The organism is Phaeodactylibacter luteus (genome assembly GCF_007993045.1).
Classification (GTDB): Bacteria; Bacteroidota; Bacteroidia; order Chitinophagales; family Saprospiraceae; genus Phaeodactylibacter; species Phaeodactylibacter luteus.
Map to the genome: position 1 here is coordinate 1 of NZ_VOOR01000059.1, position 15,517 is coordinate 15,517.

The 15,517-nt window shown below is 53.3% G+C and carries 11 protein-coding genes; 6 read left to right on the forward strand and 5 right to left on the reverse strand.

Annotated features, from left to right (window positions below):
- Window positions 1–157 precede the first annotated feature (157 nt).
- Window positions 158–532 carry a hypothetical protein gene (locus tag FRY97_RS19050; protein ID WP_147169164.1) on the forward strand — a complete coding sequence of 125 codons (375 nt, stop codon included), beginning with the start codon at window positions 158–160 and terminating at the stop codon, window positions 530–532.
- Between the two features lie 317 nt (window positions 533–849).
- Here FRY97_RS19050 and FRY97_RS19055 read toward each other — a convergent pair whose 3' ends face one another.
- Window positions 850–2,775 carry a YgiQ family radical SAM protein gene (locus FRY97_RS19055; RefSeq protein ID WP_147169165.1) on the reverse strand — a complete coding sequence of 642 codons (1,926 nt, stop codon included), beginning with the start codon at window positions 2,773–2,775 and terminating at the stop codon, window positions 850–852.
- A gap of 307 nt (window positions 2,776–3,082) precedes the next feature.
- Here FRY97_RS19055 and FRY97_RS19060 point away from each other — a divergent pair, with 307 nt between their 5' ends.
- From FRY97_RS19060 to modA, 4 genes are all read left to right on the forward strand, one after another.
- On the forward strand, window positions 3,083–4,537 hold the full coding sequence (locus tag FRY97_RS19060) for an aldehyde dehydrogenase (protein WP_147169166.1): 1,455 nt from the start codon (window positions 3,083–3,085) through the stop codon (window positions 4,535–4,537).
- Window positions 4,538–5,191: 654 nt separating this feature from the next.
- Entirely contained in the window at window positions 5,192–6,208 is a 1,017-nt protein-coding gene (locus FRY97_RS19065; protein ID WP_147169167.1) for a tetratricopeptide repeat protein, read from the forward strand.
- A gap of 126 nt (window positions 6,209–6,334) precedes the next feature.
- A complete protein-coding gene (locus FRY97_RS19070; protein ID WP_147169168.1) occupies window positions 6,335–7,390 on the forward strand; it encodes an endonuclease/exonuclease/phosphatase family protein in 1,056 nt (351 codons plus the stop codon).
- Window positions 7,387–8,169, forward strand: a complete 783-nt coding sequence (gene modA, locus FRY97_RS19075; RefSeq protein ID WP_211356922.1) for a molybdate ABC transporter substrate-binding protein — start codon at window positions 7,387–7,389, stop codon at window positions 8,167–8,169. Before FRY97_RS19070 ends, modA begins: the two co-directional genes overlap by 4 nt.
- A gap of 410 nt (window positions 8,170–8,579) precedes the next feature.
- Here modA and FRY97_RS19080 read toward each other — a convergent pair whose 3' ends face one another.
- Both FRY97_RS19080 and FRY97_RS19085 read right to left on the reverse strand, forming a co-directional pair.
- On the reverse strand, window positions 8,580–9,056 hold the full coding sequence (locus FRY97_RS19080) for a heavy-metal-associated domain-containing protein (protein ID WP_147169169.1): 477 nt from the start codon (window positions 9,054–9,056) through the stop codon (window positions 8,580–8,582).
- A gap of 496 nt (window positions 9,057–9,552) precedes the next feature.
- On the reverse strand, window positions 9,553–10,218 hold the full coding sequence (locus FRY97_RS19085; RefSeq protein ID WP_147169170.1) for a metal-dependent transcriptional regulator: 666 nt from the start codon (window positions 10,216–10,218) through the stop codon (window positions 9,553–9,555).
- A 136-nt stretch (window positions 10,219–10,354) separates the two neighbouring features.
- On the opposite strand from FRY97_RS19085, the gene FRY97_RS19090 reads away from it, so the two are divergent.
- Entirely contained in the window at window positions 10,355–11,719 is a 1,365-nt protein-coding gene (locus tag FRY97_RS19090; RefSeq protein ID WP_147169171.1) for a serine hydrolase, read from the forward strand.
- A gap of 202 nt (window positions 11,720–11,921) precedes the next feature.
- Here the strand turns inward: FRY97_RS19090 and FRY97_RS19095 are convergent, their stop codons facing one another.
- Both FRY97_RS19095 and FRY97_RS19100 read right to left on the reverse strand, forming a co-directional pair.
- On the reverse strand, window positions 11,922–12,455 hold the full coding sequence (locus tag FRY97_RS19095) for a class IV adenylate cyclase (RefSeq protein WP_147169172.1): 534 nt from the start codon (window positions 12,453–12,455) through the stop codon (window positions 11,922–11,924).
- Window positions 12,442–15,210 carry a CHAT domain-containing protein gene (locus FRY97_RS19100; RefSeq protein ID WP_147169173.1) on the reverse strand — a complete coding sequence of 923 codons (2,769 nt, stop codon included), beginning with the start codon at window positions 15,208–15,210 and terminating at the stop codon, window positions 12,442–12,444. Before FRY97_RS19100 ends, FRY97_RS19095 begins: the two co-directional genes overlap by 14 nt.
- Window positions 15,211–15,517: the final 307 nt, after the last annotated feature.

Consider the following 15,517-nt stretch of genomic DNA (forward strand, 5'->3'; position numbering starts at 1 on the left):
TTTTCGCTCAGTCAGAATCTAACGAATCCTAATCTTTTAAAAAAAAGGTGTCGCGTCTGTTGTCTATTCGAAGATGCACTTTCGTGCTTACCTTCTAACAAATCAGTGTCAATGAACTTTCGCGCCGCTAAGGGCGCTTTATCTTTAATGCCGACCTGTGCCAGCCTTAAATTCGATTCCCAAGAAACGCTCCCGCGCCCCGCTTCCTTTAAAAGCGGATTGCAAAGATACTGCGTTCCGGTTTTCTGTGCAAAGCTTTTTGGCTTTATTTTCCCTCTTTTTTTGCTGCCTGAGCAGCCGTCCGAAAGAGCAAAACCGCCTTGCCTTCAAAGCGAGTGCAAAATTAATAAGCTTTTTTGAAAGCGCCAAACTTTTGCTGAAAAAAATTTTAAAACCGCTTTTCGCGCTCTTCCCTTCGGAAGCGGCTGCAAAGATAATTTGTCATCTCCATCTGTGCAAGCCTTTTTTCAAAATTTTTATCTCCGCTTTTTCAATCCGTTGCGCTTCTCTTCCGAAGCGGCTGCAAATATAGGGCAGCCTTTTTTCCTGTGCAAGCCCTCGCCCGTTTTTTCTGTGCAGCACAAAACTAGCCCCGCCTTTTGTTCCGCTCCGGGGCGCCCCTGAAGGCCCCTGCGCACGCTGCGCCGCCCCATGTGCCTTTTTTGTGCCGCAAAGCCGGCCCAACGCAGACTATAATTTTTGAAGGCCCGGGAGACTGCTTGATCCTTATATATATGGTGCGCCATCGCAGGGATGACAGCGATGCGGAGCCCCGAAGGCCCGGAGGGCTGAGCGAACAGCGAAGGGCGCAGCGTAGCGGCCCGACGGCAGGAGGGGGAACACACTCCCCTATTGCTGCTTCCTATTCTTGCCGTACCGCTTTTTGCGCTTGCCTGCTTTCACATCGCTACGCTTTTTGACCAACTCCTGTTTGCGGTACTTCTTTTGATCATCGATGAGTTTTTCGATGAGGTCCTCCCTGCCTATGTTGATGAGCTTTTCGCGGATTTCGCGGTGGTTCTCCCGCTTGTGCCAGAAGAAGAACATATGCTGCTGCCGCTTTTCCCTTTTGCTCTTGGCGGTGTAGACCGGCTGAAGGGTGTACGGGTGGACGCCAGCATAATAGATAACGGTAGCGACCGTCATAGGGGTTGGGGTAAAGTCCTGCACCTGTTCGAGGCGGAAGCCCATGTCTTTGGTCTCTGCGGCCAAGTTAGCCATGCTCTCTTCTTTGGAGCCTGGATGGCTAGAGATGAAGTAGGGGATAAGCGGCTGATTGAGCCCATGCTTCTGATTGATATCGTCGTACTTTTTCTTGAATTCGTGGAAGTACTTGAAAGAAGGCTTGCGCATAACGCGGAGGGTGTCATCGGAGGTATGCTCGGGCGCAACCTTGAGGCGGCCGCTGATGTGGCAGGTAACGACCTGCTCCAAGTACTCGTCGAGGCTGCCATCATGTTTTTTATTGTAGCTGTCGACGAGAAGGTCATATCGGATGCCACTTCCGACGAAGGCCTTTTTGACTTTGGGGTTGGCATCTACCTTCCGGTAGAGCTCTGTCATAGGCTTGTGGCTGGTATCGAGATTAGAACAGACGACCGGGTGGATGCAGGAAGGCGCGACACAGCGGTCGCAGATTTCCTGCACTTTGCCTTTCATCTTATACATATTGGCCGATGGGCCTCCCAGGTCGCTGATATAGCCTTTGAAGTCAGGCATTTGAGTAACCGCTTCGACTTCCTTGAGTATGGACTCTTCGGAGCGGCTGGCGATGAACTTGCCCTGATGTGCGGAGATGGTGCAGAAGCTACAGCCCCCGAAGCAGCCGCGGTGCATATTGACAGAGAACCGTATCATTTCGTAGGCTGGAGGGGTGCCCCGTTTTTTGTACTTCGGGTGCGGCATACGAGTATAGGGCAGATCGAAGGACGTATCGATTTCCTGTTCGGACATTGGGGGGTAAGGCGGGTTGATGACAAGGACGCTACCGCCTACTTCCTGCAAGATGCGTTTGGCCTGTACTTTATTAGACTGCTGCTCTACGTGCTTGAAGTTGGCCGCGTAGGCCAATTTGTCGCGCAGGCATTTTTCGTGGGAATTGAGCCATAGGTCTTCCCAGTTTTTGTTTTTGGGGATATGGCCTTTAGGGCGTTGCACAGCCGTTTGCAAAACCGTATCGATGGAATGGAAAGGGACCCCACGGCGCAGTAGGCGGACGATTTCCCTGAGGGGCATCTCCCCCATGCCGTACACGAGCATATCCGCCCCGCTCATTTCGAGTATATTGGGGAAGAGGCGGTCGGCCCAATAATCATAATGGGTGACCCGGCGCAAGGAAGCTTCAATGCCACCAATAAGGACGGGCACATCCGGGTACAGTTGTTTGAGTGCCTGCGTATATACCTTGGTAGCATAATCGGGCCGGAAGCCAGCCTGCCCGCCCGGGGTATAGGCATCAGTAGAGCGGCGGCGGCGGGCAGCGGTGTAATGGTTGACCATGCTGTCCATGCAACCGGAAGTGACGCCGAAAAAGAGGCGTGGGCGCCCCATTTTTTTAAAGTCTCTGAGGTCATCCTGCCAGTTGGGCTGTGGCACGATAGCGACCCTTAGCCCTTCGCTCTCCAAGATACGGCCGATGACTGCAGTCCCGAAGGCGGGGTGGTCAACATAGGCATCACCTGAGATGAGCACGACGTCTAGCTCGTCCCAACCTCTATCTTCTACTTCTGCCCAGGTGATAGGCAGCCAATCTGATACCGGACGGTTGTCCAACATAACATATTCTGCTTTTGCGGTATAGGGCAGAACGCCCTGGGCTCTGAAGCACAGGGTGTTCTGCATCCTTTAAAGGAAAGGCAAAGTTACGGGCTTTCCTAATGCCCTGCCACAGCAGATTGTAAAAGTTGGCGAAAATAGGCTTCGCCCGGGGAGCGGTTTCCTTTGGCAGGCCGGCATGCAGGCAAGTAGCATCCTCTGAAATTTGTTTTTCCGGGCCGGCAGCCCTAATTTGAACACCTTATTATATGTATGCTAGGCAGAGCGGGCACACCTGCGCTGCTCCAACCAAAACGAAACCACATTTATGAGCCCGGAAAAGTACATCAAGAATTATATTGGGGGGGCGCTCGTGCCTGCGAAGTCTGGGGCTTACCTAGACAATATCACCCCTGCTACAGGCGAAGTTTATTCTTATCTGCCGGATTCGGACGGAGAAGATGCCGAGGCGGCCATTGCAGCGGCGGCCAAGGCCGCTGCGGAATGGTCACATGCTGAGCCCCGCACGCGGTTCCGCCTACTGATGCGGATTGCAGACATCATCGAACAGAACCTTGAAGTTTTTGCCCGTGCGGAAGCTACAGACTCCGGCAAGCCGGTGACGATGGCCCGGACGGTAGACATACCACGGTCACAGTCTAATTTCCGTTTTTTCGCCACTGCCGCCTTGCAGTTCAGCTCGGAATCCCATCACATGCCGGGCACGGCCATCAACTACACCCTGAGGCAGCCGGTCGGGGTAGTGGGCTGCATCTCCCCCTGGAACCTCCCGCTTTACCTTTTCACTTGGAAGATAGCGCCTGCGCTGGCTATGGGCAATACCGTAGTGGCCAAGCCTTCGGAGCTGACACCGATGACCGCTTTCCTGCTCTCCAAGGCCTGTATGGAAGCGGGGCTCCCGGCTGGCGTGCTCAACATCGTGCACGGGCTGGGGCCAAAAGCCGGGCAGGCGATAGTAGCACACCCTGTGGTAAAAGCCATCTCATTTACCGGCGGCACCGAGACCGGCCGGCACATAGCCGCTACTGCGGCGCCTATGTTCAAGAAGCTGTCTTTGGAGCTGGGCGGCAAGAACCCCAACATCATCTTTGCAGACTGTGATTTTGATGAGATGATGGTACAGACGCTGCGGTCCTCTTTTTCCAATAGCGGGCAGATCTGCCTCTGTGGGTCGCGCATATTGGTAGAACGGCCGATTTACGAACGGTTCCGGGATGAGCTGGTCAAGCGTACCCAATTCCTAAAAGTAGGCCCGCCTATGGCCGAAGGCTCCGACTTGGGCGCGCTGGTATCCGAAGCGCACCGGGACAAGGTAGAATCATACTTACAGCTGGCTGAGGTAGAAGGCGGGAAGATACTCTGTGGGGGCAGCCGGGTGGAGCTGCCGGGAGAGCACGCTGGAGGCTATTACCTAAGGCCGGCCGTGATTGAAGGGCTGGCAGCGGAATGCCGGGCCAATCAGGAAGAGATTTTCGGCCCCGTGGTGAGCATAGCCCCGTTTGATACAGAGGCCGAGGCGCTACAGCTGGCCAATGGCACCGCCTATGGGCTATCGGCTACCGTCTGGACACAGGACATCAGCCGGGCACAGCGGATGGCCGAAGCCCTACAAGCAGGTATTGTGTGGATAAACTGTTGGATGCTCCGGGATTTGAGGACGCCCTTTGGGGGCGTGAAAAATTCGGGCATGGGCAGGGAAGGCGGGCAGGAGGCTTTGCGCTTTTTTACAGAGCCTAAGAATATTTGCATCAAATATGGCTAACCGCACGGGCATACCCTACACTTGGCTTGTTATCCACTAGTTATCCACACTTTTGCCTGGGTTGTCCACAGAAAGGCCGCCCATAGTGGGCAAAACTTTTATGCCCGGAAACCCGTGAAAATCAGGGGCAACTGCTTGTCATTCCAGCAAAAAATATGCACCTTTGTTAACCACATTGTATTGTTGAAATGCAAGGGTCACCCACTTAGCACTGCTTAAGTGCACAGGGATAGCGCAGTTCCGCTCTAGCCCTCTTGAAAATCCGAAATCCAGAGCCAGAGGTCAAAGGTCTCGGTCATCCGTATCGGATATAATCAACAGTTACTGTCCTCCCCTTGGCTAATAACCGGCCCAAGGGCCCTACCAAAAGCAGCGACAGTGAACTGCCCGAAATTGACAACACCGTGCACAGGGTAGTTCATCCGGCTTGTACCTAACAAAGTAATCTCGGTAAACGCCTAACCAACAGGCCGCTCCGGCAGCCCGTTGGAAGAGCCAGCTTCTTTAACTCCGTGAGCATCTGATGCGTGCGGAGGTTAATCCCCAATGAAACACTGAAATAGCAGTATTAGAAATGGGCCGGCCCTGCGCAGCTGTGCAGGGCATTGGCTTGAACAGCAACAACAGACAGCAAGATATTAAAGGCAGCAGACGATGACTTACAAAGCGATTCTATCCGGTTATTTTGACTTTGGTACCGAGCGGAGCTACCAAAAGGTATTCGACATGTTCGAGCACCGGTCTGAGAACTATTACCGTGGTGCGATCCTGCTCAAATCGGAGGAGGTTTTTGCGCCGGAAGCCCGTGCCATGCAGGTGCCCCGCCTCATTGGGCAAGTCACAGGCAAAGAATGGAACAACACGGTCAACATGATCAAATTTGTGGCGCAATATGCTATTGCAGGCGGCTTCAGCGCGTGGATGGTTGATGAGGGCAAGGTGGTCAAGCACCATCATGTAGAGCCCAATAGTGATAAGGCCGCTGTGCAGGCGTTCCTTCAAGGCCGGGAGCTGATCAATGAGGCTGGCCGGGAGGAGGAAGCGATGAAAGCGCTGAGCCGGGCCATCGAAAAATTTGAGCGCCATGCCAAAGCGTACGAACGCCGGGGGTTTGTCAACCATCAGCTGCGCAACTATAACGATGCGATGTACGACTACTCCAAGAGCATAGACATCAACCCCAGTGCTGCAGAGCCGTATATGGGCCGGGCACTGATTTACATCGCCCGGGAATCTTATGCAGAGGCCATTAGCGACCTGGACCGGGCCATCAAGAACTCTATCCCGTTGATGCCACTTTTCTGGCAGGCCCGCCGGATCAAGGGGGAGTGCCACCTGGAGCAGGAACAATGGGACAAAGCGGAGTTCGAGCTAAAGTTTGTCACCAAACGGGCTTTCACTCCTGAAGATGCCAACTTTAAGTGGCGCAAGCGCGCGTTGTTCAATTATGGCAAGGCACTCTATGAGCTGGGGAAATACCCCGAAGCACTGAAAGCGCTTGATGAAGCTGCAAAAATTGAGACCGACCGGAAGGACGTGCCAAAATCTGATTTACAGCTTTACCGGGGCATGGCCATGAAAAAAGCTGGCAAAGAGGGTTTTAAGAAAGCCTGGAAAGAGGCGGCCAACAGCGGCAGCAAACGGGCTGCAGAACTTCTCCAAGCCATCTGACCCTGCTGGCCATTACCGCAAAAGAAAGCCCCCGCCCTGCCCTCGGCCATAGCGGGGGCTTTCTTTTATGGCAGCATTCCTTATCTTTAGCTATCAGCAACAAACTTTTTCCAACACCCACAGCTCATGGCTATTGCCAGTATCTCTTTTGCCTGCCTGATGCTCATAGCGACAGCCCTGCCTTTGGTCCGGTCTGATTATTGGACTTTCCGGGCTATGGAATACCCTAGGCTACAAAAATGGGTGCTGACGCTGGCTGCGGCCGGCTTATGGCGGCATTTTGGCTGGGCAGGCAACTGGGCAGACTACCTCATTGGCGGAGGGCTTGCCCTTTCGATGGGCTACCTGAGCTGGCAAATTTTCCCCTACCTCCCAATTGCCAGCCGGCAGCTAAAAAGCGTGAAACAGCACAACGCCGCTTCGCCAGATGATCAGCTCAAGCTGCTTGTCGCCAACGTACTGCAATACAACACCGAAAACAGCCGGCTGCTCCGGTATATAGAGCAGCTCGGCCCCGACATCATTCTGCTCCTCGAGACCGATAAGCCTTGGCAGGAAAGGATGGCAGCCTTAGAACAAAGCCACCCATTTACCCTACACGCCCCTCAAGACAACACCTACGGGCTGTTGTTCTACAGCCGCCTCCCAATACACGGGGGGCAAATCCGCTATTTGGTAGAGCCTGACATCCCATCTATAAAAGCACAGATAACGCTGGGGAATGGGGAACGGGTGCAGGTATTTGGGCTGCACCCGCGGCCGCCGGCCCCATCAGAAAGCCGCTACGCTACGGCAAAAGACCAAGAGCTGCTCCTCGTTGCCACGGAGGCTGCTGAAGCAGCGCTCCCTTGCCTCGTAGCCGGCGATCTCAACGATGTGGCCTGGAGCTATACTACAGGGCTTTTCCAACGCATCAGTGGGCTGCTCGACCCCCGCAAAGGGCGCGGCTTTTACAATACTTTTTCTGCCAAGTCTATCCTAATGCGGTTCCCGCTCGACCATGTCTTCTGCTCTTCACATTTCCGGGTAGTGCGCATGCGGCGCTTGGGGCATATTGGGTCAGACCACTTCCCCATCTTCATACAGCTGCACCTCGATAAGCGCTACACGAACGGGCACGACACGCCAACGCCTGATGAGTCGGACAAGGCAGAGGCAGCTGAAAAACTAAGTAAGCTATGATGAAGAAAATCACCTTCCTGCTAGCCCTTGCTACGCTGGCAGGCTGCACGGCAGGAGGGGGCACCCAACAGGCAGGCGGCAGCATTACCGTGGCCACTGCGGCGAATGTACAGTTTGCTATGTCAGCGCTCGCACAAGCATTCCAATCCCAAACTGGCATAGCAGTGCAAACGGTCATTAGCTCTTCGGGCAAGCTGACCGCACAGATTGCCAATGGGGCGCCCTACGATCTGCTGGTATCGGCCAATATGAAATACCCGGAGGCCTTGCTCTCAAATGGCTCCGCTGTACCGCCAGCCAAGGTATATGCATACGGTGCGTTGGTGGCTTGGAGCCTGGCCGGCATTACGCCTGAGCCCACACCGGAATACTTGCTATCGAGCAATATCCGGAAGATTGCAGTGGCTAACCCCAAGAATGCCCCCTATGGGGAACAGGGCATCAACTATTTGGAGTATTTTGGATACTTAGATACCCTACAGGGCAAACTGGTGTACGGGGAGAGCATCGCACAGACCAATCAGTACATTACCACAATGGCAGCGGAAGTGGGCCTTACGGCAAAATCTGTGGTCCTTTCTCCAGAGATGGCCGGGAAAGGGCAGTGGGTTGCATTGCCTGCCGGCTCCTACAGCCCGATAGCGCAGGGTGTAGTGATTACACAATACGGAGCCGACAACCACCCGGAAGCTTGCCAGCTGTTTTTTGATTTTTTATTCTCGGAAGCCGCACAAGCCATTTTCGGCCGTTACGGGTACGACTTACCGCAGGGAGGGTAAATCTGTGCACAGCCGCCTACATTTTGGCAGGCAAAATGTAGCACGTTCTGTAGCCGGGGCACGCCCTCTTCTTTTGTCCTCAAGCCAAGCCCGAAGACGGCTTTGGCGCGCTATTTATTAGGCTGTACGGGGACAAAGGCAAGGAAGGTAACAGGCGCGAAAAGCCAACTCCTCCAGCCCGCAGAACAGATTGCCATTTTCCTGTCTCTGAGTCCAAGTTTTGGGGCCTCCCCCTGCCTGACGGCAGGGGGCGCTATGCTACGGGGCTCGCTATCCGCTCGGCCCTACCGGGCTTGCCACCCCTCCGCAGCGCTAGTCCGATGCCATCCGATAGCAGATATGGCCCGAACCACTGCGGAACTTAGGTTTACGCCCTTGCCTCCCCTACTGCAGGCCCTGTGCTTCGGAAATCAGCTGCGCGGGCGCTCGTATTGGCAGCAAGCGTGCAGCGCACTGTACACTTCGTCCGGCGCGCGGTGGGTGTCAGAGTCGTACCCTACTGCAGCCACCTTTGCCTTGATGTCGTTTTCATTGATTTTGCCGGGCAGATAAGCAACGGTCAGCATGCCCGATTTTACGTCCCAATTGGCAGAAGCCACGCCCTCTACCTCTTTAAGCGCACCTTCTATGGTGCGTTTGCACATGCCGCAATTGCCGTAAATCCGGATTTCAGCGGTTACCGCATCTGCATTGAGGGAGGCTTTTTTGGCGGTGCCTTCCGTTTTGGCACAGGCGGCTCCATCTTTGTTCTTGTCACAGCAAGCGGCTTTAGCCGAAGCCTCTTTGGCACATGCTGCCTTATCTTTTCCCGAACAGCAAGCTTTCTGCGCCTGCAGGCTGAGCGCTCCTGCTAAGAGGAGGGCTAATGTCATCATCAAATGCTTCATACTTGTCAGTTTTAAAGGGCAAAATAAGCATATCTCAGCACAAATGCAGTACCACAAGCTTGCCGATTGCGCTGATCCTCCATAAAACGCTTAAGCCATTGCCAAAGAGGAGCTTGCAGTGATGCCATGCGATGGGTTCTCTGCACGCATGAGGTTAGCCTGGCAGGCATTCACCTTCCATAAAGCGGCCCCCTAGAGGGTGCTCCCCCCACCCTGGCAGCTAATTTCCAAGCAACTACACACCTTAGTACTGGATTGGGCGCCCCATTCCTGCCGGGCAGGGGCTAAGTTCAAGTGCGCTGTGCTTTTGGCGCGCTATGAAGTAGCGGAATTGGGCGAATCCCAAACCGAATGCCTGGGACAGCGTAGACTGAAGCCTGCGCCTGCTCAGATTAAAAATGGCTGGGCGTTCAAAAAACGGCCCACTAGGCGGTGTAAAGGCTCAAATGAAAGCCGCCCCCAAGGGCGGCTAAAGCCTAACTTAGCGGGCACTTTTTTAAACCTCCTTCTGGACAAACAGATTTTGGCTGACTTTTTTGGAGAGGGTTTCTTCGCGGCCGTTCCCGATCCTGATTTTAAGTGACTCATCGTAGTCAAAACACTCCAATACTTGCAAAGAAGTGCCAAGTACGAGCTGCATCCGGTCGAGGTACTGCAAAAAAGCGGTTGTGTGGTCCTGCACCCCAACAACAATGCCCGTTTCCCCTGCTTTCATATCAGCCAGCAAGACCTGTTTGCGCTCGGCGAAATTCCCCTCTTTGTCTGGGATGGGATCGCCATGGGGGTCAAATTTAGGAGTGCCCAAGTACTCATCAAGGCGCTCCACCAATTCTGGGGACTTGATGTGCTCGAGCTGTTCTGCTATCTCGTGCACCTCATCCCAATTGAAAGACAGTTTGTCTACGAGGAAAACCTCCCATAGGCGGTGCTTACGGATGAGGTGAGTGGCTATGCGCAAGCCATGACGGGTAAGGGTAACGCCTTTGTAACGTTCGTAATGGATGAGCTCTTTTTCTGAAAGCCTTTTCACCATATCAGTTACGGAAGCAGCACTCGTTTTCATTTCGCTGGAAATCGCGTTGGTGCTGGCAGCCTTCCCCTTCTTCTCAGATATTTTGAAGATGGCTTTCAGGTAATTCTCTTCGGTGTGGGAAATCTCCATGAACCAAAGTTAAGGACTTCCCCGGTCAACTCCTAGGCCTGCCCTGTCCTTACAGCCCAAGAAAAGCCCTGGCAGATTCCCCCCTTTAAATCAGGAATTCTTTAAATTGTGGTTCCTCCGGAAAAAAGCGACCTTGATGAACCGAAAGATGAAGTGGCAGATGATTGTACCGGTGCTCTTGCTCGCCGCCTTGGCAGTAGCTTTTGCAGACCCCTTCAATACCCCTCCTATCTTCCTTTCCCCTGCGGAGGGGCCCATTGCAGCCCTGACCGAAAAGAGCTTCGAGCTGGACATTGAAGTAGAAGATATTGACAATGACATTCTCAAGGTTACGGTAGAGAACCTTCCAGCTTGGTGCCACTTCGACCCCTACCTGATGCAGCTGTACGGGACGCCAGGCCGCAGTGACCGGGGCGAGCACCACCTGACCATTAAAGCTGATGATGGACGGGAGGTCCGGCACAGGAAGATCTCGCTCCAGGTATCATACGGCCACAGCATACAACAGCAGCTGCAGGAAACCATGCAAGACGTTTGGAAGACCGACCTGCCACAGCTCAGGGGGGCATCAGCAGCAGTTGTTGGAGCAGACGGGCAGCTCTCCACCGTGACCATAGGGCACTCCGATGCCGAAAAACGGGAAGCGCTCGATGCCAGCCATAGGTTTAGGGTAGCTAGTGTTAGCAAGCTCTTCACGGCCACGCTTATTTTGCGCTTGGCGGAGCAGGGGCGGCTTGGGCTTGACGACCGGCTGGCAGATCATATGCAAGTGCCTGGCCTCCCTTTCGGGGAAGAAATAACCATCCGGCAGCTGCTGAGCCATACTGCGGGTGTGATCGACCACCTCAATCATCCATCCTTTTACCGGGGGGACTGGAAGCACCGCAAGTGGTCAGAAAGAGACATTTACCGTTTTGCCGCTGTCCGGAAAGCACGTTTCCGGCCTGGAGAGGGCTACGCTTACTCCAATACCGGTTATTATCTGTTGGGGAAGCTAGCCGAAAAAATTTTGGGCAAACCTTTGAAGGAGTGCTTTGCAGAAGAGGTATTCCAGCCTGCAGGCCTTGTGCAAACGGAGTACGACGACTACAGCGACCGCCGCCACCGTATAGACAGCCTGGCTGATAATGGGCGGGGCTATGAATACCATCAGTCGGCGGTAGGAGCTGCAGGGGCCATCATTTCCACGCCCTCAGATGTTGCCCGTTTTGGGCATGCCCTTTTCCATGGGCAGCTCCTCGGGGAGCGCTCGCTGAAAGCTATGCAGCAAGACCTCGGTTTTGAAAAGGGAGGAGACCATTATGGGCTCGGCATGCGGCTGTGGGATGACTACGGTATCAGGCACATTGGCCATACCGGTGCGCTGATGGGGTACCGCTCTATACTCATGTACCTGCCTGAGCAGGACGTTACGGTAGCGATTTCCACCCACCATAGCCATCGCAGGTGGTACAACCTCGTGAACGGGGTACTGCTGAGCGTGGCTGACTATTACGAGTAGGGCTTCGGGGGCAGTAACCTAAAGTGCGGCAGGATTTGGCTGCTTAATGATATTACCGGACTAGCGCTGCGGAGGGGTGGCAAGCCCGGTAGGGCCGAGCGGGCAGCGAGCCCCGCAGCATAGCGGCACCTGCTGATAAGCAGGGGCAGGCCCACACATACCTTTAATACCAAAGGGAACAGGCATCGGTATTTGCCTGTGCTTAAGCGTTTGCCTCGGCTCCGGCAATGACCATGTCGCTATAGGATACTTCTATCAGATCTTTAGGCTGCACTTTGAACAGGTTGAGGTAGTATTGGCACTGTTGGCGCAGTTTCTCTTCTCCTATTTTCCCGGTCTTGTCTATAGCTTCGATCTCGATAAACGAGCCGAGCCCTTCTACCTCGTCGATATGAAATTTGACGTTTTCGATGAAATAAATGGATCGCCGCTTGACGACGATGGCCAGGGTATCTAGCGCGCTGCACAGTACTTCATGCAGATCGCCGGCCTGTTTGCCCGTTTTATAGAGGGAGACATCCGAGCGCTTGGGGCCGGCTTCATTATCACGGAAATAATGGATAAGCGCTTTTTCGATATTGCCTTGCCGCAGCTTCAGCCGGCCTTTAGGGACTTTGTAGTAGGTATCGGTTTGGCGGTCTGTGCCAATAAACTCTGCTTGTTGGGCAGCAAGGAGCTCATGCACTTCCTCAGGGTGGTAGGTCCGTGCTTTGATTTCAACATTAATGCGTTGCATGGGCTTGATTTCTTTTTTTCATGTAGTTAACCCCCAAAAGTACGAAGATAGCGCCGAGTATTCCGTATAAAAGGAATGGAAAAAGCGGGCGGGAAAGAGACAGCGGGCGCATATCGCCCTGCGGCACGAAGGCGGCCCAAAAGAAAGGGTGATGGCCTTGGTCGTCGGATTGTGCCCAATAGGCCAGCTTCGCATTGTGGAGGGCCAGGTCCTTTGGTTGCCCATCCTTTAGATTGGCGTAGAAAGCTTCCATGATGATGGCGGCAGCTTCGTCGCTGATCCGCCAAAGGGTAGTGACCAAGCTTTTTGCACCAGCTTTTGCAAAAGCATTGGACAAGCTAATGACCCCTTCCCCCCTGGAAAACTCGCCTATGCCGGTCTCACAAGCACTCAGGACGACCAAGTCGGCAGAGAGGTCTATGTCGTATAAGTCGCGGGCATAGATGCGGTTTTGCACGCCCGATGTATCACCCGGCAATTCGGAAAAACAAAGGAAAGAAAAATCCCCCTTGCTGTCGTTAGCCTTGGCATGAGTGGCGAGGTGCAACACCTGATACCCCGAGGCTTCTTCCAGAAACCGGGCAGCAGAGGCCTGCTCTCCTGTGCGCAGCTCTGTAGGGAAATAGCCTTGGATGGCTGCGGCCTCCTTTTCATTGGCCAGCAAAGCCCCAAACTGACGCTGACGGGCAGCCATGTCCTCCACTTCTTCTCCCACAGGAGAAAAGAGGGGTGCATAGGCCAGCACCTTGCCCTTTTGCCTGCGCTTAGACCGCTGAATGGGCAGGAGCATATAGGGCGAATAAGCGTAACTGAACTGAAAAGACTTCAGCAGGTAGGGGTAAGCAGCCAAGGGTGCCTCTGCGGCTGGCTTTTCCTTGAGCAGGGCCTCAAACGGGACGTACGACAGCACATTGTCAGGGATAATGATCAGGCGCTGTGAAAGCTGGCCTTCCAAAGGGGCGATAAAGGTCTCATACAGCCAGTTCGCTTCCGTTGTGTAAACCTCCAATCGTTCGGCAGCGGGGTCTAAAGCCCACTGGTAAATACTGCTCCGGAAGCGGTCTACGCGCTCGGGCAGCTGCTCAGGCAGCGGCGCCTTCGTCAAGGTGGCGGACGCTCCGTCAAAAATGAAGGAAAAGACGTACTGATAGCCGATGAAGTATTGCAGCAGCCCTTGCCCCCGGGCTTTCAGCCCCTGCTGCACATCCTCTAAGCTTGGCGGCTCCGGAGCTTCCCATAGGCTGGCAGCTTGGGGGAAAGCCGTCCTCAGGCTGTCTATATAAGCGTAGTATTCCTCTTTGGCTTTCCGGATTGCCGCCCCTAGTTTTTCGTTTTGCCCTCCGGCATCATACTGTTGGTTCTCCAATTGCACAAAGCGGGAGCGTAGGCCTTGCTGACGTTCTATCAGCGCCTTGGGCAGGGTGTACTCCAAGGCTTCGCGCTGCTGTACTTCCCGTATGCGCATCGTCTTGCTCCGTGCAGCATACTGAAAGGCGGCTTCCAGATGGTGCAGGCTGTCGGTCTGCTCGTACAGGACATACCGGGTGTTGATGGCTTCCTCAAAGATGTAATAGAAGCGGTCCAAGAGGTAACGGGCGGAGCTTTTTTCAACTATCTGCTCGCCCATACGCTCCAATATCGCTACACTGTACTCCCGGTATGCAGCAGCGAGGTACAAATGCTCTTCCCCTAAGCCTGCATCATAAGAGGCCTGCTCGTTCTTGGCCATGAAGTAAAGTCCGATCAGCACTTTCTGGTCATCAACGGAAAGGGCCTCGAAAGGGTGCTGAGTAGCCTGGAAGTTGTAATCCTCTAGCCCTTTGCGCAGGTAGTAACGGGCTTCTTCAAAGCGCCCTGCTGCGCTTAGGGCAGCGGCGAGGCTAATGCCTGTTGTACTAGCTGATTCCTCTAAGGTATTCTTCAACTCATAACTATGCTTAAAAAAAGTAATCGCCTTATTTAAATCTCCTTTGTAATAGTAGGAATGCCCAGCATTAGTAAAAAGCCTTGCAACCTCAGTTTTACTAACGCCTGCATTCCCTTTTTCAGAAATGAGAGCTAATAACTCCTCGTGAACCTCTTCTGCTTTCCCATATTCTTGAATAGCATTATAATAATCGGCTAGATATTTATTGTAGAGACCATAACACCCATCTGAGGAAATTCCATTTTCTACTTTGCAATATAGCTTTGCTTTATTAAGGTAAAACGCTGCAGTCTCATAGTCCTTCTTCAACAAGTACCCGTACCCCATGTGGGAAAATGCTTTTCCGAGATACGAATCCTCTATTTCAAAATTAGCGCCCTTGATGAACTCGACTTGCTGCTCAAATTGAAGCAAGCCCAAGTCTACCTCATTCGTAAACACATAAGATACTCCCAATAGATTCCTAACAGAATATACCTTTTGGGGGTCAACCTCGCCTCCATTGTCTAATACAGTTGGAAGCTGGTTTAAAATCGCTTTGCAGTAACGTATAGTAGTTGTTAAATCACGCTTATAAAAATACCCCAATGCAACAAGGCGCCAAGTCTCAAAATCCTTAACGGTCCTAATCCTAACTTCCTCCCCTAAGTAAGGAATCACACGCTCCTCTATCAACAGCACTGCGCTTCTTCCTTTTTCCTGATCCAACAGAGAAGACAGCTCTTCGATCACCGCATCTGGTATCGCCCTATTTTGAGCAAAGCAAACAGCAGTATTCATTAGGACTATTCCTAATACAATAGCCTTAACCTTTTTCCCTTTTTCCATATTAAATTAATTTATGCCCAGTGGATAGCATTATTGAATGCTTAACCATTTAAACTAGAGCTGGCTAAAAAGCCTAGCTTTCAGCTCAGCAGCCAAAGCCGAGTAAAGGATAGCGCCATCACCATAGCGGCCACCAGACCCTTTTTAACATTCCGGCAATAGACCGAGCGAAGTATCTATACCCCAAATATCCATCATGCCTCAGGTGAAACTTCGCGCCTTGCAAATCGCTGCCAGGGCGGGAGCACCTACAAAAAAGTACCATGCTGCAAAAAAGCTATCCCCCACGCCAAGATTCTGGCAACAG